Origin of the sequence: Rhizobium sp. 0TCS1.26 (genome assembly GCF_050455525.1) — a bacterium.
Classification (GTDB): domain Bacteria; phylum Pseudomonadota; class Alphaproteobacteria; order Rhizobiales; family Rhizobiaceae; genus Neorhizobium.
The window spans coordinates 558,037-578,039 of sequence record NZ_JBCIYV010000002.1 but is presented as its reverse complement, the minus strand read 5'-3'; the positions used below and the strand labels follow the sequence as shown (position 1 = coordinate 578,039).

Below are 20,003 nucleotides of genomic sequence, written 5' to 3'. Positions count from 1 at the left end.
ACCCATGACCAACACACAGACGAAAAGCAGCACCCGCAACGGCGGCAACATGGCGATCCTGGTCGCCTGCCTGGTGTTCGTCTGCGGCATGGTCGGCGCCGCCTATGCCTCGGTGCCGCTCTACCGGCTGTTCTGCCAGGTGACCGGCTACAACGGCACGACGCAACGCGTCGAGCAGTATTCCGAGACCATTCTCGACCAGACGATCCGCGTCACCTTCGACGCCAACACCTCGAGCGGCCTGAACTGGGAGTTCAAGCCGGTCAACCGCTCGATCGAGCCGAAGATCGGCGAGACCGTGCAGATCAGCTACACCGCCACCAACCGCTCGCCGCAGCCGGTGACCGGAATGGCGGTGTTCAACGTCACGCCGATGGAAGCCGGCGCCTACTTCAACAAGGTGGAATGCTTCTGCTTCACCGAAACCACCTTGAAGCCGGGCGAGACGCTCGACATGCCGGTGGTGTTCTTCGTCGATCCGGAGATCGCCAAGGCGGAAGAGACCAGGAATATCCGCAATATCACGCTGTCCTACACCTTCTATCCGAGCCAGGGGGCAAATCCGGTTGCCGGATTGAACGATGGCAAGGCCGGGGACAGCGCCAAGAAACTGTGAGAGTGGGCCGGCCCGCGCAGGCGGGAAGGCTTGAGGAGAAACTTCGGGGACCGACCATGGCGCAAGCGCACCAAAAGAACCACGACTACCACATCATAGACCCCAGCATCTGGCCGCTCCTCGCGTCGATCGGTGCCTTCGTCGTCACCTTCGGCGGCGTCGGCTACATGCGCTACCTGCATGGTGGCCAGTTCCACATGTTCGGCATCGACTTTGCCCATCCGTGGCTGTTCTTCATCGGCCTGGCGATCCTCGTCTACACGATGATCGGCTGGTGGGCGGATACCATCAAGGAGGGCCGCGAAGGCCACCACACGCGCGTCGTGTCGCTGCACCTGCGCTACGGCATGATCATGTTCATCGCCTCCGAGGTGATGTTCTTCGTTGCCTGGTTCTGGGCCTTCTTTGACGCCAGCCTCTATGCCAACGAAGCGATCCAGGCTTCGCGCGTTGCCTTTACCGGCGGTCAGTGGCCGCCGAAGGGCATCGAGGTTCTCGATCCCTGGCACCTGCCGATCTACAACACGGTGATCCTGCTGCTGTCTGGCACCTGCGTCACCTGGGCTCACCACGCACTGCTGCACAACGACCGCAAGGGCCTGATCAACGGCCTGGCGCTGACGGTTGCACTCGGCGTGCTGTTCTCCTTCGTGCAGGCCTACGAATACGCCCACGCGCCGTTCGACTTCAAGAGCTCGATCTACGGCGCGACATTCTTCATGGCCACCGGCTTCCACGGCTTCCACGTCTTCGTCGGGACGATCTTCCTACTCGTCTGCCTGGTGCGGGCGATCAACGGCGGCTTCACCCCGCAGAAGCACTTCGGCTTCGAGGCTGCCGCCTGGTACTGGCACTTCGTTGACGTCGTCTGGCTGTTCCTGTTCTTCGCCATCTACATCTGGGGCGACTGGGGCGCGCCGCTGGCCCACTGATCGGGCCGGCACTCTTCCGAAGTAACGCATATCGGGCAGGGGCGGTCGAAAAGCCGCCCCTGCCGCTTTCCGGGGCCACCGCTGTCCCGACCTGAAAGGCAGAGCATGCACGAGGACAACGCCCGTTTCCCCTCCCAGGACCCGATCCGCGCCGGATTGAAGGGCGCCTGCCCGCGCTGCGGCCAGGGCAAGCTGTTCGACGGGCTGTTGAAGGTGAGACCGAAGTGCAGCGCCTGCGGCCTCGACTACGGCTTTGCCGATTCCGGCGACGGTCCGGCGGTGTTCGTCATGCTCATCGCCGGCTTCCTGGTCGTCGGCTTTGCCCTGTGGTTCGAGTTCACCTTCCACCCGACGATCCTCCTGCATCTGCTGATCACCCTGCCGATCGCGGTGGTCGTCTGCCTTGGAACGCTGCGCCTGCTGAAGGGCGTGCTGATCGCCCTCCAGTACCGCCACAATGCCAGCGAAGGCCGCATCGACCGTGACTGAGCGTGACGACTTGAAGCCGATGAGCGGTACCGCAAGGCTTGCCACTGGCGTGCTGGTGCTGGCGCTGCTGGCGGCGCTCGTAACGCTCGGCACCTGGCAGATGCAGCGTCTCGCCTGGAAGGAGCAGCTGCTGGCCGAGATCGCCGAGCGCCGGGCAGCCGCTCCCGTCGATCTTCTGGCAGCCATTCCCGCCGGGACGGGAGAAGCCGTCCAGGAGTACCTGCGGGTGCGGGCCTCTGGCACCTTCGACCATGCGGGCGAGCGGCATTTCTTTGCCACCCATCAGGGCCGAACCGGCTTCTACGTCTACACGCCGATGCGGCTTGCCGATGGACGGTCGCTGCTCGTCAACCGCGGCTTCGTGCCCTACGAGATGAAGGAGCCGGCCACCCGGGAGCCAGGGCAAGTGCCGGGCGAAGTGACGATCACCGGCTATGTGCGCGACCGCTTGCCGGGAAAACCCTCCTGGCTGGTTCCGGAAAACGACCCGGCGAAGAACATCTTCTACTGGAAGGACTGGTCGGCAATGGTCGCGGCCGCCGGGCTCGATCCGGCTCGCGTCCTGCCGTTCTTCGTCGATGCCGACGAGACGGTGAAGAACCCCGGCGGCTGGCCGCAGGGTGGAGTCACGCAGTTCGACCTGCCCAACAGCCATCTGCAGTATGCCGTCACCTGGTACGGCCTGGCCTTAGCACTTGTGGCGGTCGTTGCCAGTCTCTGGTGGAAGCGCCGCCGCGGCTGAGCGCGATCACGGCTGCCCAGCCTCCGACGGCAGGCCGCCTGCCAGTCGAGCCGCTTCGCATGCAACCGCCAGCGCGTCGCGTGGATGCCGGACGAGGGTCTCGAGATCGCTCGTTTCGGCCCTGAGGAAACCGGCCATGGCCGCCGATGAGATCGACAGGAGCATGGGCGGCTGAAACGCCAGGAGCGGCAGACCGGACAGCCGTTCTCGCTCGGCCGCAAGACTGACCGGCGCGTAATCGACGGCAAGCCGCCGGGCGAGATCGGGCACCGAGAACGGCGCGATACCTGCAAGTTCGTAGGTCATCCCCGCATGAGCCTTCGGATCGCGGAGAACCGCGATTGCCGCGTCGGCAAGATCGGCGCGCGCGACAGCCGATATCATGCCCGTGCCGAAGGGCACCTCGATCCGCCTGTCCCGCGGGGCAGCAAGCATGCCGATCAGCTCGGCATAGAGGCCGTTGCGCAGGATGGTCCAGCCGAGACCGCTCTCCTTGACGGCGCGCTCCGTCCAGCGGTGCGCAAGCGCGAAGCCGAGATGATCGCTTGCGGCTGAAAGGCTGGTGTAGACGACATGGCCCACGCCGTGGCGGCGCGCGGCTTCCAGAACCGCGCCATGCCGCTGGATGACGACATCGTCCTCGGCATAACCGGCAGAGACGAGCAACAGCGTCGAGACGCCGGACAAGTCCAGGGTCTCGACCCTGTCGAAATCCATCGGGCGGTCGGCATCCGACGCGCGGCTCGCGGTCTGGAGGGCCAATCCTGCGCGCCGCGCCGCTTGCGCCACGAGGGTTGCCAACTGGCCAGATGCACCGGTGATCAAGATCATGTAACAGTCCCTTCGGTTTGGTCTGGCGAGGCTTTAGACCGATCCGAAACGCTGCATAAGGAGGCACAATCTTGTCCGATACGCACAGCGATGTTCGCCTTGAGCCGGCGATGGAGCCCTGTGGCGCGCCAGACCACGAGGATTGCGGGATACGCCTCATTCTCGACCGGCTGGGCGAGCAGTGGACGGTGATGACGCTTGCGGAACTGTCGGTAGGCCCACGCCGCTATCGGGAGCTGGAACGGGCGCTTTCCGGTATCTCGCAGCGGATGATGACGCTGACGCTTCGCCGCCTGGAGCGGGACGGGCATGTCCTGCGACATGTCGAGCCGACGGTTCCCCCAAGCGTTACCTACGAGTTGACGCCGCTCGGTCGCTCCTTTGCAACGCAGGTTGCTTCCCTGGTGATCTGGAGCCGGCAGAGCAAGCACGAGATCGAGGCGGCGCAGGCGACGTTCGACAATCGACCGACGGTCTGAGCGGCCTCTTATCCTCGTCGCCCGCTGCGCCATTCGGGCGAGCAGGCAGCGGGCGTACAGGGGGTTTCACGGCATTTGCTGGCCGATCACACCCTTTTTGCATGGCGCCGGGCGGCGTGCTCGCCTATATGAGGGCGAACATGGACATTCAGCCGGACCGCTCATGAACATCCAGGTGTCGAAACCACCCCTCACCATCCGCCTCTGCGGACCGCGCGGCTTCTGCGCCGGCGTCGACCGGGCGATCCAGATCGTCGTGCTGGCGCTCAAGGCCTATGGCGCGCCGGTCTATGTGCGCCACGAGATCGTCCACAACCGCTATGTGGTCGAGGGACTGGAAGCCAAGGGCGCCGTCTTCGTCGAGGAACTGAATGAGATCCCGGAGGAGCATCGCGCCCAGCCGGTGGTGTTTTCCGCCCACGGCGTGCCGAAATCGGTGCCAGAGGATGCACAGACCCGCAACCTCTTCTATCTCGATGCGACATGTCCGCTGGTATCGAAGGTCCACAAGCAGGCGATGCGCCACCAGCGCCTCGGCCGGCACGTGATCCTCATCGGCCATGCAGGCCATCCGGAGGTGATCGGAACCATGGGCCAGCTTCCCGAAGGCACGGTGTCGCTGATCGACACCATTGCCGATGCGGAAGCCTATCAGCCGATCGATGCCGACAATCTCGGCTATGTCACGCAGACGACGCTTTCCGTCGACGATACGGCCGGCGTCATCGCCAAGCTGCAGGAACGCTTCCCCAACCTGACGGCGCCATCAGCCGACAGCATCTGCTACGCGACGACCAACCGTCAGGAGGCGGTGAAGCAGGCGGCACCCGGCTGCGACCTGTTCATCGTCGTCGGCGCGCCGAATTCGTCGAACTCCAAGCGCCTCGTCGAGGTCGCGCTCCGGGCCGGCGCCACGCGCTCGCTGCTCGTCCAGCGCGCCGCGGAAATCGCCTGGGACGAAGTCGGCCCGATCGGCACGCTCGGCATTTCCGCCGGCGCCTCGGCTCCGGAGGTCATCGTCGACGAGATCATCGAAGCCTTCCGCCAGCGTTTTGACGCCAAGGTCGAGCTTGCCATCACCACAGAGGAAAACGAGCATTTCCTCGTCAACCGCGAGCTTCGCAGCGTCGAACTGACGCGCGAGGACATGGCCTGGGTGAATGGGTGAAATGCGACGGCGGTAGCCGGCAAAAGGCGCCAGTGGCGCGTTTTGAGCATTGAACGCCCTGAGCTAAAGCGAAGGGCCGGGATGCGGTTCGGCGAACACAGTGCCCTTCCTGCGACGGCATCATCCGCCTTAACCGGCACCTGCCGCGCTAACCATATGCGCTGCCGCCGATTGCGCTTGGCCGCCGCTCCTTTATATGGGGTCCATGACAAGCCGCATCCTCAAGACCGCCGCCTGGCTGGTGCTCGCCTTCATCGTCTTCGCGACGGTCTCGCCGATCGACTGGCGACCGCAGGATGTCCTGCCGGTCAATCTCGACCGGGCGCTGGCCTTTGCGCTGCTGTCGGCGATCTTCGTCGTCGCCTATCCGCGGCAGTTCCTGCTCTGCGCCGCGATCATCGTTGCCGGCACCGCCTTCATCGAACTCCTGCAGTTCATCCAGCCCAGCCGTCACCCGCGCCTGCACGACGTGTTCGTCAAGGCGGTCGGCTGCTGCCTCGGGCTTGCCGTCGGCTGGCTGGTCAACCAGTGCCGCCTGCGCTTCGTGCGCTCGCCGGCCGGGCGCCCGTCCTGATCCACTTCGCGAAACCTGTGTCTCTGGCTGCAGGGGGCTAGCCACATCGCCATCCGGCTGTGTATGCCTTGTGACCACTCCGCCGGGTCGCGACCGGCATCAGCAGGAACGAGATCTTGGCCGTCTACACCGATATCACCGAAAGCGACCTGAAGACTTTCCTGGGGCAGTACGATGCCGGCGAGCTGACCTCCTACAAGGGCATCGCCGAAGGCGTCGAGAATTCCAACTTCCTCCTGCACACCACGAAGGATCCGCTGATCCTGACGCTCTACGAGAAGCGCGTCGATGCGGCTGACCTGCCGTTCTTTCTCGGGCTGATGCAGCATCTGGCGGAAAAGGGCCTGTCGTGCCCGCTGCCGCTGCCGCGCCACGACGGGGCGCTGTGGGGCGAACTGTCGGGTCGGCCGGCGGCGCTGATCTCGTTTCTCGAGGGCATGTGGCTGAGAAAGCCGGAGGCGCGACATTGCCACGAGGTCGGCCGGGCGCTTGCCGAGCTGCATCTGGCCGCCGCCGATTTCGAGATCCGCCGGGAAAACGCCCTGTCGCTCGAAGGCTGGGTCGGGCTGTGGCAGAAGGCGGCACCGCGCGCCGACGAGGTGCAGGCGGGCCTGGAGGCTGAAATCGGCGGCGAGCTCGATGCCCTGTCGGCCGCCTGGCCGAAGGATCTGCCGGCCGGCGTCATCCATGCGGATCTGTTCCAGGACAACGTCTTCTTCCTCGGCGATCGCCTGTCGGGCCTCATCGACTTCTACTTCGCCTGCAACGACCTGCTCGCCTATGACGTGGCGATCTGCCTCAACGCCTGGTGCTTCGAACAGGACGGCGCCTACAACTTCGCCAAGGGCCGGGCGCTGCTGGCCGGCTACCAGTCGGTCCGGCCGCTCTCGGCTGCCGAAGCAGACGCACTGCCGATCCTGGCCCGCGGCTCGGCGCTGCGGTTCTTCCTGACCCGCCTCTACGACTGGCTGACGACACCGGCCGGCGCGCTGGTGGTGAAGAAGGACCCGCTCGAATATCTGAAGAAGCTGCGCTTCCACCGGGCGATCGGCTCGGCGACCGAATACGGCCTGGAGGCCGATGCACGATGAAACATGTCGATATCTACACCGACGGCGCCTGCTCGGGAAATCCCGGTCCCGGCGGCTGGGGCGCGATCCTGCGCTATGGCGACACTGAAAAGGAGCTGTACGGCGGCGAGGCGGAGACGACCAACAACCGCATGGAGCTGATGGCGGCGATCACCGCGCTCACCACGCTGAAGACGCCGTGCGAGGTTGATCTGCACACCGACAGCAAATATGTCATGGACGGCATTTCGAAGTGGATCTTCGGCTGGAAGAAGAACGGCTGGAAGACCGCCGACAAGAAGCCGGTGAAGAACGGCGAACTGTGGCAGCAGCTCGACGTCGCAAACCAGCGTCACAAGGTAACGTGGCACTGGGTGAAGGGTCACGCGGGCCATGCGGAAAACGAGCGCGCCGACGAACTGGCCCGGCTCGGCATGGCGCCGTTCAAGAAGAAATGACGGATCTCGGCACCACGGGCTGCCGCAGCAAGCGCGACGAGAGGAAGACATCATCATGATCGAGCACTGTGTATTCATGCGCCTGAAGGCGTCGCTGCCGGCAGACGAAAAGCAGGCGCTCTTCGCGTCGCTCGCCGAGCTGCAGTCGATCATCCCAGGCATCACCGGCTTCAAGTCGGGGTCGAATGTTTCGCCGGAAGGCCTGAGCGGCGGTTTCCGCGATGGCTTCGTCGTCACCTTCGATACCGCCGAAGCGCGTGACGCCTATCTCGTGCACGCCAATCACGTGGCGGTCGCCGAACGGCTCGTCGCCGCCTGCGATGGCGGGCTTGCCGGTCTGATGGTCTTCGACTTCGAGGTCTGAGAAGCAGCCGCTCTTCAACAGCACGCGCGGAGCAAAACAGTTGCGCCGCGGGAAGACCGCTTGCGCCGTCCGTAAACAAACACCGCGCAGGTCGAAATCGGGACATATGGCATGAATGAACTGGGCAGGGTGATCGAGGTCTGGCGCTACCCCGTCTCCTCGGTCGGCGGCGAGCAGCTGGAAAAGGCGGAGGTGATGCCGAAGGGCTTGCCCGGCGACCGGCATTTCGCGCTGTTCGATGCGGAGACGGGACTGGCGGCAGCACCGGAGAAGGACACCCGCTGGCGCCCGGCGCTCTTTCTGTCGGCCCATTACGCCGGCGAGGCGCTGCCTTCGCTGCTGTTTCCCGACGGCACCAACCTGCGGATCGACGATCGCAAGCTTCATGAGCAACTGCGAGCGCATTTCGGCTTCGAGGTGATGGTCGGCACCTATGGCGGCAAGCAAGCGACGGACCAGCGCCTGCCGGTCGTCTCCGCCCGCTACGACGCGGCCTGCATGCACATCGTCACCACCGGCTCACTGGCAGCACTTGCGCGCATAGCAGACCTCCCATCCATCGACCGCCGGCGTTTCCGCCCGACGCTGCTGGTCGATACGGGTGAGGCAGACGGCTTCGTCGAAAACGACTGGGTCGGCAAGAACATCCGCATCGGCCGTCTGATGGCAGAGGTGACGGACGGGACGCGCCGCTGCGGCATGACGCTGGCGGCACAGCCGGAAATCGCCGAGGAACCGGTCGTGCTGCGCACCATCATGCGGCACAACGCCCGCAATCTCGGCGTCTATGCCCGTGCAACGGCACAGCAGGAGGTCGCCAGAGGCGACCTCGTCTACGCCGAGATCTGAAACAGCCCCTGTTCCACCCGGTCGACATCGGCGAGGATCGCCTCGGCGACCGTTTCACCAATCTCGTGGGCGCTGGTGATCCCCTGCACGAACGGATGCTTGTGCAAGAGGAACGAGATCGCCGCACAGTACAGGTGATTGGTCAGATGCGCCGGCACCAGCGGGCGGAAGCTGTCGTCGATGTCGATGCCGCCGGTGCGGGCATACTCGACCGGCGCATCCGGTAGGATCAGCGGCTGCACCTTGCGCGTCGCAGACTTGCGCACCCCGCCCTGGGCGACCAGCGTCGGAAACGGCAGCTCGGTCGCCGACAGCGTGTCCTGGCCGGTTGCGTCGATGAAGGCCGAGAAGACGTGCTGCTCGCCGTTTGCCGTTACCACGGCTCCCCGCTCCACACCCTCGGTCGAAATCTCGTAGTCTGAGCCGAGCTTCAGGATGTCGAGCTTGCCGGCGCGGCTCAGCGCCAGCAGGCGGCGGATCGACATCAGCGGGACCGTCGCATAGTCGTCCATGAAGATGCTCTTGAAGCGCTTGTGGAAGCGCTCGAGATCCTGCTCGTCGAAATGCGGCACCGCCCGGGCGATGATCTCATGGGTGATGAGGATCGCGTAGCGCCATGGCACGGTATAGCAGCGCTCTCGATTGTACTCCACCTCGGCAAGGTTGCGCGCCGCCCAGACGAACGGATCGGCCGAAATCCGCTCGGCATAATAGGCTTCGGCGAACGTATCGACGGTCAGCTGCGAGAGGCCGATCTTTGCCGCGTAATCAGGATCTGCGAGCGCCACCTCCTGGCGGAACAGTTCGAACACGCGGTCCAGCAGGCCCTGGCTGCCGGCGGCGATCAAGCCGTCGATTGCCTGCTGGTGACAGATTTTCGGATCGAGATAGGGAAGCGGGCAATAGAAGTCGGCTTCCGGCAGCAGCCCCTTGCGCGACATCATGGTCGCCTTGAAGGCTTCGCTGCCGACGGCCGGCTGGTACTGGAGATCGCCGGCCGCATCCAGCCGGAACGTGCCGCGCGCCGTCGCCACGCTCATCAGCGCGTCGATGCCGCTGAGCGACGTGCCGAGGATGCCGACAGGCCCGTGCTCGATCGTCTGCAACGCCGAGGCCGGCCAAGGCGAGATGAAGTAGCCCGGCTTGACCTCTGTATCCTTCGGCCAGTTGTGGCCGGTCGCCATCACCACGTGGTCGAAGCGTGCATCGAAGCAGGATCCGTCCGCCACTTCGACCGACAGCAGCACGTCGTTCTGCTGCAGGGTGATGTCGACCACCCGATGCCGCTCGCGAACGTCGATCGAATGGCCCTTCGCCGTGCCCTGTTCGACAAGCCGCAGAAACTGGTCGCGCATGTAGTTGCCGAGCACCACGCGCGGGTAGAACTCCCGCTCGTCGATCGTTTCCCGGCGGATGCCGAAGCGCGACAGCTCGACGTCGTCCTGCCGCTCCAGCCATTCGACCAACGTTTCCGTGAGCGACGGGAACTCGATGCTCGGGATATTGGAGAGCATCGTCGGGTCGTTGATGTCCGGATGGTAGGGCGTGCCCTTGCCGGGTTCGGCTTCCGCCTCGAAAATTGTGATGGACAGGGGAACTTTGGCATTCAGCAGAGTTTTGAGCGTGTAGAGGCCCGTCGGTCCGCTGCCGATGATCGCTATTCTGTCTGACATGGGTGTCCCGCTTGATGGGCGGATCTCCCGCCCGAAGTGCTGCATCAGTCAATGCTTTGGTTGGCCACTTGTTCCTTATCCTCGGACGGTGGCGGATCGTTCTTGCGCGCCATGTCCTCGACGCCTTCGCCAACGAAAAAAGCGGCCTCAAAGGCCGCTTTCCGATGTCGTCAAAGAGGATCGCTCAGAGCTTCTCGATCATCGCCGCAGCGCCGGAAGCCGTCGTGTCGCCGGGGCTGTCCTCGACGTTCAGCACCTTCACCACGCCATCGTCCACCAGCATCGAATAGCGCTTCGAGCGCAGGCCGAGCGCGCCGCCCGACATGTCCATCTCCAGGCCGAGCGCCTTGGTAAAGGACGCATCCCAGTCGGAGAGGTACTTGATCTTGCCGGCGCCGCCGGTCTTTTCCGCCCAGGCACCCATCACGTGCCAGTCATTGACGGCAACCACGGCGATCTCGTCGACCCCGCGCTCAAGGATGGCGTCGCGGTTTTCCAGGTAGCCCGGCAGGTGGTTGAGCGAACAGGTCGGGGTGAAGGCACCGGGCACGCCGAACAGCACCACCTTGCGGCCCTTGAACAGCGCCTCGGTCGTCACGTCGCTCCGACCTTCGTCGGTCTTGGTCTTGAAGGTTGCCGCTGGAATGGTGTCGCCGACGGAAATCGTCATTCTGGTCTCCTAAGGAAGAAGGATAGCGGCCCAACGCCGCTGACGCCACATTTAGCCCGGCTTCACTCGAAGGCAAGCGAGGTTTCCATGGCCCGGCCGCCGGAGACGACAAGAATGTCCCAGCGCTTGCCGTGCGGATCGTAGTTCTTCGGCAGCTTGCCGACCGGCATCTCGACGACGTAGCGGTCGCCGCTGCGCTTCTCGTTCGTCTGGTCGAGCAGAACGTGGCCTTCCGGGCCGGCGACGAAGATCTGCGGGACGGCAGTCTCGTCCGGCAATTTCAGCGACAGGCTGAGGTTCTGGCGGTCGTCGCTGAGCGTGTAGGCAGTGACGGCGAAATCCTTGGAGGGTTTTTCCGGCAGGTGGCGGATCGCCTCGTCGAGGATCAGGTTTTCCTGGTAGGGCAGCGGCCCGGCTGCCGAAAGTTCCAGCCGGAAGTCCGCCTGGAACGGAATGCAGATATTGCGGCAAAGGCCGATGAAGGCGGACGCGCGCAGTGTCGTCGGCTTGTCCGGCGCCGCAAGCTTCAGCGTGAAGGGCAGGGCGACCGGATGGTCGTAGCCGATGTCGCGCACGTCGCCGACGGTGAACTGCTTGGGGATCGGGAAGCCGATCTCGGTGATCGACGCGCCGTCGGCCGATGTCAGGGTGATCTTCGGCGGAATGCCGGCCTGCCCCGGCTCCTTCCAGTAGGTGATCCAGCCGCTCTTCGGCTCGATCTGCAGCGCGCCGCGCACCGTGCCGTCGGCGGTCGGCGGCAGCGCGACGATGCGCATCCTGCCGCCTTCGTTTTCCGCCCAGGCAGTCATCGCCGCCATGCTGCCGGACGCAGACAGGCAGAGCGCTGCCGTTGCAAGGCAGATGCCGAGCCTGGAGCGCAAGTGCTGGCTGAATGTCGAATGGACCATGATCGCTGCTTTAGACGAGCCCCGATACCACTGCCAGTCACATGACGAGAAAGCGGATCATTTTTGGTTGATTGATGAACATGTGTGCCCCATCTTGCTTTGGAGGCAGTCCCGACCCCTTGAAGGGTCTACTGCACGCTGGAGGCACGATGACATTCGCGACACTCAAGGATAAGCGTGAGCGCGGTTTCCTGGACGGCCAGTTCCTCATCGCCATGCCCGGCATGCAGGACGGAAACTTCGACCGCTCGGTGGTCTACATCTGCGCCCATTCGGCCGCAGGTGCCATGGGCTTCATCATCAATCGCTCCCAGGCGATCTCGTTCACCGAGGTGCTGCTGCACCTGAAGCTTGTCGAGCAGCCGGAAGCCATCATGATGGACGGCGCCACCCGCGACTTCCCGATTCTCAACGGTGGGCCTGTAGAAACCGGTCGCGGGTTCGTCCTGCACTCGGACGACTTTTCCAGCGAGAGCAGTATCCCGGTCAGCGACGACATTTCGCTGACGGCGACGCTCGATATCCTGCGCGCCATCTGCGAGGGGCGTGGCCCGAAGCGCGCCACCATGCTGCTTGGCTATGCCGGATGGGGACCTGGTCAGCTGGAGAGCGAGATCGGCAGCAATGGCTGGCTCAACTGCCCGGCATGCGAGGAACTGATCTTTGACCGCACGCTAGAGGACAAGTACGAGCGGGCGCTTGCATCGATGGGCGTGCGTCCGGAGATGCTGTCGCGGGAAACCGGTCACGCCTGACGCGACGGAACCAAGCGACGGTGACCGCGTTGTTTTCCCGAAGCCGCTGTCAAGGGCGGTCAACCAAGGAGAATGACGATGGGTAGCATGAGCGATAAGGTAGCAGGCAAGGCAAACGAAGCAGCTGGCAAGGTCAAGCAGGCTGTCGGCGACGCGACTGACAACCATTCGCTCGAGGCCAAAGGCCATGCCCAGGAAGCCAAGGGCAAGGCTCAGCATGCCAAGGGCGAAGTCAAGGACGCGGCGAAGAACATCGTCGACCGCGCCTAATCCTTTCTACAATTTCTGATCAAAGCCTGTTCCGGTCTCGGCCGGAGCAGGTTTTGTGTATCTGAAGCCTCGAACTCAGCGGATGCGCGTCATGCGTCTTTACGAATGCGATTACTGCGGCCAGTCGATCCACTTCGACAATCGCGTCTGCGTCAACTGCGGCCACCGGCTGGCCTTCGTGCCCGATCGGCTGGCCATGCACGCGCTCGCTGAGGGCGAAGACGGGCACTGGCACCTAATCGCCGACCGCAGCGCCACGGTGCGGCTGTGCGCCAACGAGGTCAACGACATCTGCAACTGGACGGTCCCGGCCGAAGGCGGCGAGACCTTCTGTGCCGCCTGCCGCCACAACAGGCTCGTCCCGGATGCCTCGACAGAGGCGGGGCTGCTGCAATGGCGGCGTATCAGCCAGGCGCAGCGGCATCTGTTCTACTCGCTGCTGAAATGGAATCTGCCGCACACGACCCGCGAGGAAGACCCGGAAGGCGGCCTGGTATTCGATTTCCTGGTCGACGAGATCAAGCCGGACGGCACCGTGGTGCCGGCAATGACCGGCCACGAGGATGGCCTCATTGCCATCCGCGCCGCGGAAGCCAACGACGCGACCCGCGAGCAGATCCGCGTCTCGATGAACGAGCCGTATCGGACGATGCTCGGCCACTTCCGGCACGAGACCGGCCACTACATCTGGGACAAGCTGGTGCGCGACCGCGACCGGACAGGGCCCTTCCGTCTCGCCTTCGGCGACGAGACGATCGATTACAGCGAATCGCTGCGCAAGAACTACGAGGAAGGCCAGCCCTCAGACTGGCAGGAGCACTTCATCAGCACCTATGCGGCCTCGCACCCGTGGGAAGATTTCGCCGAGTGCTTCGCCCACTACCTGCACATCGTCGACACGCTGGAAACGGCGCGGGCGTTCGGCATGGTGCTCGATCCGCGCGGCCACGCTGATCTGTCATCGGAGGTCGCCTTCAACCCCTATCGGGCTCGCGATGCGGCCCAGTTGGTCGAAGTGTGGATCCCCTTCAGCGTCGCGATGAACAGCATCCACCGCTCGATGGGCATGCCGGATCTCTACCCGTTCATCCTGACGCCGACGGTGGTCGCCAAGCTGGAATTCATCCACGGCCTGGTGCACGGCGCCGGCCACGACGGGCGGTAAGCCCGCATAGGCTGAAACTGCCTGTCGGGGATCAGTCTTCCTCTTCCGCCGGCAAGGCGGAGGAGGGTGCTGGAGCCTTTGGCTGCAGCGACAGCATCTTCTTTGAACCCGACCTCGGCTTTCGGACGGCCTTCAGCGCCTGCTCCGTCTTGCGCGACTGGTCACGCATCATTTCGATCTGGATCTGCTGGATTTCCGTCAGCCGCTCCCATTGGCGGTTCAGCAGGTGGTCGACCTTCTCATGCAGGTGGCGGATCTCCAGCTCCGCCTTCAGGTTCACCTTGTAGTCGTTCAGAGCCCGCAGGCGGTCCTTCTGCTCCTGGCGGCGCTGGCTCATCATGATCACCGGCGCCTGCAGCGCGGCGACCGTCGACAGCACGAGGTTCAGCAAGATGAATGGATAGGCGTCGAAGGCACCCGTGGCGCCGAGGACGATATTGATCATCATCCAGACCGCGAGAAATGCGCAGAAGGAGATGATGAAGGTCCAGCTTCCGCCGAACTTCGCCACCAGATCCGCGACCCGGTCGCCGATCGAGCGGCCTTCCTCATAATCGTCGACGATATTCTCCGTCAGCACATCGTGGCTTTCGAGGCTTTCCAGCACCTCGTTTTCCAGCGTCGTCAGTTCGCCGCGCTCCTCGCGCAGCAGCGAGGCTATATAGCGGCTGCGGAATTCCTCGATCGTCCGACGCTGAACATAACCCTCCGTCGGCAGCGCCGGGTGGGCCTGCCGGATGAAGTCGGTAAGCGCCGGCCTCAATCCCTCGATGTCGACCGCGTCGCGGCGTTTCAGCGGCAGGCCCGACAGAGCGTCGTGGACTGTCTTTTCCTTGCCGGGAGACCCGTTCGCCGCCTTGTCGTTCTTCAGCGACGGCTGCGACAAGGCTTCGCCCGCGGCTGGGGAAGCCGGCGCTGCGTCGTCGGTTGGAAAAGAATCCAGGCCTGTCATGCGTGCCTCGGCAGATGTGGGAGGAGGTTGAGCGGTAGGATGGTCATGCTGGCATGCGCCGCCGGCAAGTCAATGCCGACGACGGAGGATCGCCTGACGCGAGCTCCAGGCGAGGTTAGCCCGCCACAGACACCATTCGGCGTCAGGCGCGCTTGGTCAGCGGGAAGCGTTCCTTCAGCAGGCGCTGCACGGCTTCCGAGGCCATCGGCGCGCCGAACAGGAAGCTCTGGCCGAACTGGCAGCCCATGTTGACGAGGTTGGCGGCATCCTCGTCGGTCTCGATGCCCTCCGCCACAACGGACATGTCCAGCGCGCGGGCCATGGCGATGACCGAGCGCAGCAGCACCTCGCCCTTTTCGGCGGCATTGGTGACCAGCGACTTGTCGAGCTTGATCGTGTCGAACGGGAACTGCGTCAGGTAGCCGAGCGACGAGTAGCCGGTGCCGAAATCGTCGATCGCCAGGCTGATGCCGGTCTCGCCGAGCTTGCTCAGCACCAGCCGCGCCTGCTCGGGGTTTTCCATCATCATCGATTCCGTCAGCTCCAGCTTCAGCCGGTGCGGGTCGCAATGGGTGCGCGCCAGAAGCGAGCGGATCTCATTGTAGAGGTCGGCATTCAGAAGCTGGGCGCTCGACAGATTGACGGAGACGAAGATCGGCAGCTCGCCGGTCTGTTTCTCCCAGATCATCAGGTCGCCGGTGGCGCATTCCAGCGCGAACATGCCAAGCGGGCTGATGAGGTCCGACATCTCGGCGATCGGAATGAACTCGCTGGGCGGTATCGTGCCGCGCTTCGGGTGCTCCCAGCGCATCAGCGCCTCGAAGCCGGCGATCTCGCCGTCGCTGAGCCGGATGATCGGCTGGTAGGCGAGCGACAGCTCCTTGCGCTCGATCGCCCGGCGCAGGTCAGTCTCGATCTGCAGGCGGTCGGGCGTGCCGTTGTTGCGGAAGGCGGGGCGGAACGGCTCGACGCGGTTGCCGCCGGCGCGTTTCGCCCGGTACATGGCAAGTTCCGCGTCGCCCAGCATGCTGGCCGCGTTTTCCTGCTGGTCCACCCACGAGCAGAGCCCGGTGGAGGCGGTGAGGATCACCTCGCGATTGGCGAAATTGATCGGCACGCGGATCGCCTGGCTGATCGCCTCGGCGAAATCCGCGACCTTGGCGGGATCACGCTCGGACACCAGGATGAGGCCGAACTGATCGCCGGAAATCCGCGCCAGCGTGTCCTGCGGCTTCAGCAGGCGGCGCAGGCGTCGTGTGAGGGCAATCAGGATATTGTCGCCGGCGGCGATGCCCAGCGCGTCGTTGACCTGCTTGTAGCGGTCGATGTCGATCGCCATCACCGTCGGCCGTACGGCATCCGAGGTTGCAGCGATCGACAGGACGGAATGCAGACGGTCGAGAAACACTTGGCGGTTCGGCAGGCCGGTCAGGTTGTCGTGCAGCGCATCGGCCAGCAGCCGTTCGACCGAATTCTTCGGTTCGGTGACGTCGATGATCGTGCCGACGCAGCGGATGATCTCGCCGTTGGAGCCGAGCACCGGCCGGGCGCGGATCTGCAGCCAGTGGAAATGGCCGTCTTCGGCGCGGATGCGGAATTCGTGGCTGAGCCGGCCCTTGCGGTGCTCCAGCAGTACGTCGAGCGTCGCCTTGAACCGGTCGCGGTCGTCGGGATGCAGACGCGGCAGCCAGTTGCGCACCGGCCCATGCATGCTGCCCGGCGCCAGGCCGAGGCGCAGCGAGATGTCCGGCGTCGTCACCACGCGGTCGCGCGCCACGTCCCAGTCCCAGACCGTATCGCCGCTGCCCATCAGCGCCAGCGACTGGCGCTCGAGGTCGGAGAACAGGCCCTGCTGGTAGGCGCCGCCGGCAAAGGCGTGCTGCATGACCGTGAAGCCGATCAACAGGACGATCAGCACCAGGCCGCCGCCGAGCGCCGGCTGGATGATGTCGTTGTCCAGCTGGCCGGTCACCGTCAGCCAGCCGCCGAACAGCCAGACGAGGATCAGTGTCCAGGTCGGCACCAGCAGGATCGCCCGATCGTAGCGGTTGAAGCCGAGATAGATGATCAGAAGGATGCCGGCGGTCGCCGTCAGCGCCAGCGAGATGCGGGCTATGCCGGCGGCGATCGACGGGTCGTAGATCGCGACCCCGAACAGCAGGCCGAGGCCGATGATCCAGGCAAATGTCGCGTAGCCCAGATGGACGTGCCAGCGGTTGAGGTTGAGATAGGTGAACAGGAAGATCACCAGCGATGAGGCGAGCGCCACCTCGGCGCAGGCGCGCCATATTCGCTCGTCGCTGGACGTGATGCTGATGAGCTTTTCCAGGAAGCCGAAGTCGACGCAGATATAGGCGAGCACCGCCCAGGCGAGCGCTGCGGCCGCCGGCAGCATCGACGTGCCCTTGACGACGAACAGGATGGTCAGGAACACCGCCAGCAGGCCGGCAATGCCGAGCACGATGCCGCGGTAGAGCGTGAACGAGTTGACCGTGTCCTTGTAGGCGTCGGGCTCCCACAGATAGAGCTGCGGCAGGTCGGGGGTGGCAAGCTCGGCGACGAAGGTGACGACGGCGCCCGGGTTGAGCGTGATGCGGAAGACGTCGGCATCCGGGCTCTGCATCCGGTCGAGCGCAAAGCCTTCGCTCGGGGTGATGGCATTGATGCGCAGCGAGCCGAGGTCCGGCCAGATCAGCTGCGAGTTGACGAGGCGGAAATGCGGGGCGACGATGACGCGCTCCAGCTGTTCCTCCGACACATTGGCGAGCGCAAAGACCGCCCAGTCACCCTGGTGGCCGGGCGTGCTGGCGCGCACCTCGATGCGGCGGCGGATGCCATCGGCACCGGCGGCGGTGGAGACCTGGAAGGCCTCGCCCTGGTTGGCATAGATGTCGGTGGTCGCGGTCAGGTCGAGCGCGTTGTCGTCGCGGGAAATCTTCACCGGCTCGAAGGCGAGGGCGGCGGTGACCGGCAGGATCAGCAGAAGGCAGACAAGCGCTGCCAGTCGTCGGGCGAAAACATTGCAGATGCGGCGGGCCCTGTTCATCGTGGGGTCCGAGCCTTGTCCACGTCGTCTCCTGCGAGCCGGGAGTAGAGGATGTGGTCCCGCCACTCTCCGTTGATCTTCAGATACTTGCGCAATAGACCTTCCCGCTCGAAACCGGACTTTTCAAGTAGCCGGATGCTCTTCCAGTTCTCCGGGATACAGGCTGCCTCGATGCGGTGCAACTGAAGCCCGGTGAAGATGTAGGGTACTACAAGGTGGAGTGCGGCAAACATATGACCGCTGCCGGCATGCCGCTCGCCCATCCAGTATCCGATCATGCAGCTCTGCGCGGCGCCGCGACGGATGTAGCCGATCGTGAGGCCGCCGAGCAGCGCCTGGTCCTCGCGCCGGAACAGCAGCATCGGGATGGCGAGCCCGGACGAGAATTCCTGGGTATTGCGGGTCACCCGCGCCCGGAACGACGACTCGGTCAGCTCGTCATGCCGCCAGCTGGGTTCCCACGGCTGCAGGAACTGTCGGCTTTCCGAGCGCAGCTTGTACCACGAGCGGTAGTCCGACTGGCGCGGCAGGCGCAGAAGATGGTGGTCGCCGTAGAGTTCGGGCGTCTCCGGCTGGCGCGACAAAAACCGAAATACCGACTTCGTCATGCTAGTCTCGTTCCGCCCCGTTCGGCGCGATCGGATCCGGCGCAACCCGGCGCGCCGGAGGCACGCGCCGCATGATCAGCCGTTAGCCTTCTGCCTCTTGTCGTCCGGCGAGGTGAGAGACGCCGTGATATCCGTAAGCGACGCCAGCTTTTCGATCGGGCCGATGGCGGACAATGTCGGGACTGTATCGAAAAACAGCCGTCCGGCAAGATCGGTCAGGCGCTGGGTGGTAATTCCCTCCAGCCGTTCCATCATTTCGCCGTTCGGAATGATGCGGCCGTAGAGGATCATCTGCCGGGCGATCTGCCCCGCACGCGCCGCCGGGCTTTCCTGTCCCATCAGCAACTGGGCGCGGATCTGCGCCCGGGCCCGGTCGATTTCCTGCTGGTGGATCACCTCCGACGACTTGCGAAGCTCGTCGAGGATCACCGGCACCAGCTTGGGCAGGTCTTCACCGCCGGTCGCCGCATGAATGCCGAAGATCCCCGTATCGGAAAAGCCCCAGTGGAAGGCATAGACCGAATAGCACAGGCCGCGATGCTCGCGCACTTCCTGGAAGAGGCGCGAGGACATGCCGCCGCCGAGAATGTTGGCGAGGATCTGCGAACAGTAGAAGTCGCGCATGTGATACGCCTTGCCCTCGAAGCCGAGCAGCAGCTGCGTATCCATCAGGTCGCGCGTTTCACGGATCTCGCCGCCGCTATAGCGGGCCGGCTCGAACACCGGTTCCACCGAAGGCTTGGTCGGCAGCAGCGAGAAACGGTCTTCAACCTGCTTCACCAGCGTGTCGTGGTCGACGGCACCGGCCGCGACGATGAACATCCGGTCGGTGGTGTAGTTGCGCGAAAGGTAGCCGCGGATCTGGTCGGGCCGGAACGACTTGACCGTCTCCGGCGTGCCGAGGATCGGCCGGCCGATCGTCTGGTCGCGGTAGGCAACCTCGGAAAAGCGGTCGAACACCAGGTCGTCCGGCGTGTCGTTGGCGGCGCCGATCTCCTGCAGGATGACGTGCTTCTCGCGCTCCAGCTCTTCTTCGTCGAAGGCGGATTCAGTCAGGATGTCGGCCAGGATATCGATGGCAAGCGGCACGTGGTCCTTGAGGACGCGGGCGTAGTAGGATGTGGTTTCGGTCGAGGTCGCTGCGTTCAGCTCGCCGCCGACATTCTCGATCTGCTCGGCTATGTCGCGGGCGCTGCGCCTCGCGGTGCCCTTGAAGGCCATGTGCTCGAGAAGATGGGCGATGCCGTGTTCGTCGGTGGTTTCGTTGCGCGACCCCGATTTGATCCAGACGCCGAGTGCCACGCTTTCGAGATGCGGCATGTTCTGGGTCACGATGGTCAACCCGGATTGCAGCCGGGTGATTTCAACATTCATTATCGGTCTT

22 protein-coding genes are annotated in these 20,003 nt (G+C 64.4%); 14 read left to right on the top strand and 8 right to left on the bottom strand.

Annotated elements, in window-relative coordinates:
* Positions 1 to 4 precede the first annotated feature (4 nt).
* The 4 genes from AAIH46_RS09970 to AAIH46_RS09955 all read left to right on the top strand — a co-directional run bounded on the left by AAIH46_RS09970 (position 5) and on the right by AAIH46_RS09955 (position 2,779).
* Complete coding sequence (locus AAIH46_RS09970; RefSeq protein WP_430305704.1) at positions 5 to 616, top strand: cytochrome c oxidase assembly protein; 612 nt, start codon at positions 5 to 7, stop codon at positions 614 to 616.
* A gap of 56 nt (positions 617 to 672) precedes the next feature.
* Positions 673 to 1,548 (top strand): cytochrome c oxidase subunit 3, encoded by an 876-nt coding sequence (locus tag AAIH46_RS09965; protein WP_430305703.1) that lies wholly within the window; start codon positions 673 to 675, stop codon positions 1,546 to 1,548.
* A gap of 105 nt (positions 1,549 to 1,653) precedes the next feature.
* The gene (locus tag AAIH46_RS09960) at positions 1,654 to 2,037 is read left to right on the top strand and encodes a DUF983 domain-containing protein (protein WP_430305702.1); all 384 of its coding nucleotides are present in this window, start codon (positions 1,654 to 1,656) and stop codon (positions 2,035 to 2,037) included.
* Positions 2,006 to 2,779 (top strand): SURF1 family protein, encoded by a 774-nt coding sequence (locus AAIH46_RS09955; protein ID WP_430305701.1) that lies wholly within the window; start codon positions 2,006 to 2,008, stop codon positions 2,777 to 2,779. The genes AAIH46_RS09960 and AAIH46_RS09955 overlap by 32 nt, the downstream gene beginning before the upstream one ends.
* A 6-nt stretch (positions 2,780 to 2,785) precedes the next feature.
* Here AAIH46_RS09955 and AAIH46_RS09950 read toward each other — a convergent pair whose 3' ends face one another.
* On the bottom strand, positions 2,786 to 3,610 hold the full coding sequence (locus tag AAIH46_RS09950) for an NAD(P)H-binding protein (protein ID WP_430305700.1): 825 nt from the start codon (positions 3,608 to 3,610) through the stop codon (positions 2,786 to 2,788).
* Between the two features lie 71 nt (positions 3,611 to 3,681).
* Here AAIH46_RS09950 and AAIH46_RS09945 point away from each other — a divergent pair, with 71 nt between their 5' ends.
* The 7 genes from AAIH46_RS09945 (at position 3,682) to AAIH46_RS09915 (ending at position 8,572) form a co-directional block, all read left to right on the top strand.
* Entirely contained in the window at positions 3,682 to 4,089 is a 408-nt protein-coding gene (locus tag AAIH46_RS09945) for a winged helix-turn-helix transcriptional regulator (RefSeq protein WP_430305699.1), read from the top strand.
* 163 nt (positions 4,090 to 4,252) lie between these two features.
* Complete coding sequence (ispH, locus tag AAIH46_RS09940; RefSeq protein ID WP_430305698.1) at positions 4,253 to 5,257, top strand: 4-hydroxy-3-methylbut-2-enyl diphosphate reductase; 1,005 nt, start codon at positions 4,253 to 4,255, stop codon at positions 5,255 to 5,257.
* A gap of 205 nt (positions 5,258 to 5,462) precedes the next feature.
* Complete coding sequence (locus AAIH46_RS09935; protein WP_430305696.1) at positions 5,463 to 5,831, top strand: VanZ family protein; 369 nt, start codon at positions 5,463 to 5,465, stop codon at positions 5,829 to 5,831.
* 116 nt (positions 5,832 to 5,947) lie between these two features.
* Positions 5,948 to 6,922 (top strand): homoserine kinase, encoded by a 975-nt coding sequence (locus AAIH46_RS09930; protein WP_430305695.1) that lies wholly within the window; start codon positions 5,948 to 5,950, stop codon positions 6,920 to 6,922.
* A complete protein-coding gene (gene rnhA / locus AAIH46_RS09925) occupies positions 6,919 to 7,359 on the top strand; it encodes a ribonuclease HI (RefSeq protein WP_430305694.1) in 441 nt (146 codons plus the stop codon). Before AAIH46_RS09930 ends, rnhA begins: the two co-directional genes overlap by 4 nt.
* A gap of 55 nt (positions 7,360 to 7,414) precedes the next feature.
* On the top strand, positions 7,415 to 7,723 hold the full coding sequence (locus tag AAIH46_RS09920) for a Dabb family protein (protein ID WP_430305693.1): 309 nt from the start codon (positions 7,415 to 7,417) through the stop codon (positions 7,721 to 7,723).
* 111 nt (positions 7,724 to 7,834) lie between these two features.
* The gene (locus AAIH46_RS09915; protein ID WP_430305692.1) at positions 7,835 to 8,572 is read left to right on the top strand and encodes an MOSC domain-containing protein; all 738 of its coding nucleotides are present in this window, start codon (positions 7,835 to 7,837) and stop codon (positions 8,570 to 8,572) included.
* On the opposite strand, the gene AAIH46_RS09910 is transcribed toward AAIH46_RS09915, so the two are convergent.
* The 3 genes from AAIH46_RS09910 to AAIH46_RS09900 form a co-directional block, all read right to left on the bottom strand.
* Positions 8,557 to 10,245 (bottom strand): FAD/NAD(P)-binding protein, encoded by a 1,689-nt coding sequence (locus AAIH46_RS09910; protein WP_430305691.1) that lies wholly within the window; start codon positions 10,243 to 10,245, stop codon positions 8,557 to 8,559. The two genes, AAIH46_RS09915 and AAIH46_RS09910, sit on opposite strands and share 16 nt — an antisense overlap.
* 184 nt (positions 10,246 to 10,429) lie before the next feature.
* Positions 10,430 to 10,915: a peroxiredoxin gene (locus AAIH46_RS09905; protein ID WP_430305690.1), complete on the bottom strand. Its 486-nt coding sequence runs from the start codon at positions 10,913 to 10,915 to the stop codon at positions 10,430 to 10,432.
* Positions 10,916 to 10,977: 62 nt separating this feature from the next.
* Positions 10,978 to 11,823 carry a protein-disulfide reductase DsbD domain-containing protein gene (locus AAIH46_RS09900; protein WP_430305689.1) on the bottom strand — a complete coding sequence of 282 codons (846 nt, stop codon included), beginning with the start codon at positions 11,821 to 11,823 and terminating at the stop codon, positions 10,978 to 10,980.
* Positions 11,824 to 11,972: 149 nt separating this feature from the next.
* Between AAIH46_RS09900 and AAIH46_RS09895 the strand changes: the two genes are divergently transcribed.
* The 3 genes from AAIH46_RS09895 to AAIH46_RS09885 all read left to right on the top strand — a co-directional run bounded on the left by AAIH46_RS09895 (position 11,973) and on the right by AAIH46_RS09885 (position 14,013).
* Positions 11,973 to 12,578, top strand: coding sequence for a YqgE/AlgH family protein (locus AAIH46_RS09895; RefSeq protein ID WP_430305688.1), 606 nt, complete (start codon positions 11,973 to 11,975; stop codon positions 12,576 to 12,578).
* A 78-nt stretch (positions 12,579 to 12,656) separates the two neighbouring features.
* Complete coding sequence (locus AAIH46_RS09890) at positions 12,657 to 12,848, top strand: CsbD family protein (protein ID WP_430305687.1); 192 nt, start codon at positions 12,657 to 12,659, stop codon at positions 12,846 to 12,848.
* Between the two features lie 91 nt (positions 12,849 to 12,939).
* Complete coding sequence (locus AAIH46_RS09885; protein WP_430305686.1) at positions 12,940 to 14,013, top strand: zinc-binding metallopeptidase family protein; 1,074 nt, start codon at positions 12,940 to 12,942, stop codon at positions 14,011 to 14,013.
* Between the two features lie 31 nt (positions 14,014 to 14,044).
* Here AAIH46_RS09885 and AAIH46_RS09880 read toward each other — a convergent pair whose 3' ends face one another.
* The 4 genes from AAIH46_RS09880 to AAIH46_RS09865 all read right to left on the bottom strand — a co-directional run bounded on the left by AAIH46_RS09880 (position 14,045) and on the right by AAIH46_RS09865 (position 19,993).
* A complete protein-coding gene (locus AAIH46_RS09880; protein WP_430305685.1) occupies positions 14,045 to 14,965 on the bottom strand; it encodes a DUF1003 domain-containing protein in 921 nt (306 codons plus the stop codon).
* A gap of 142 nt (positions 14,966 to 15,107) precedes the next feature.
* On the bottom strand, positions 15,108 to 18,011 hold the full coding sequence (locus AAIH46_RS09875; RefSeq protein WP_430305683.1) for an EAL domain-containing protein: 2,904 nt from the start codon (positions 18,009 to 18,011) through the stop codon (positions 15,108 to 15,110).
* On the bottom strand, positions 18,008 to 18,619 hold the full coding sequence (locus tag AAIH46_RS09870) for a GNAT family N-acetyltransferase (RefSeq protein WP_430305682.1): 612 nt from the start codon (positions 18,617 to 18,619) through the stop codon (positions 18,008 to 18,010). Before AAIH46_RS09870 ends, AAIH46_RS09875 begins: the two co-directional genes overlap by 4 nt.
* A 75-nt stretch (positions 18,620 to 18,694) precedes the next feature.
* Positions 18,695 to 19,993 carry a M16 family metallopeptidase gene (locus AAIH46_RS09865; RefSeq protein ID WP_430305681.1) on the bottom strand — a complete coding sequence of 433 codons (1,299 nt, stop codon included), beginning with the start codon at positions 19,991 to 19,993 and terminating at the stop codon, positions 18,695 to 18,697.
* Positions 19,994 to 20,003: the final 10 nt, after the last annotated feature.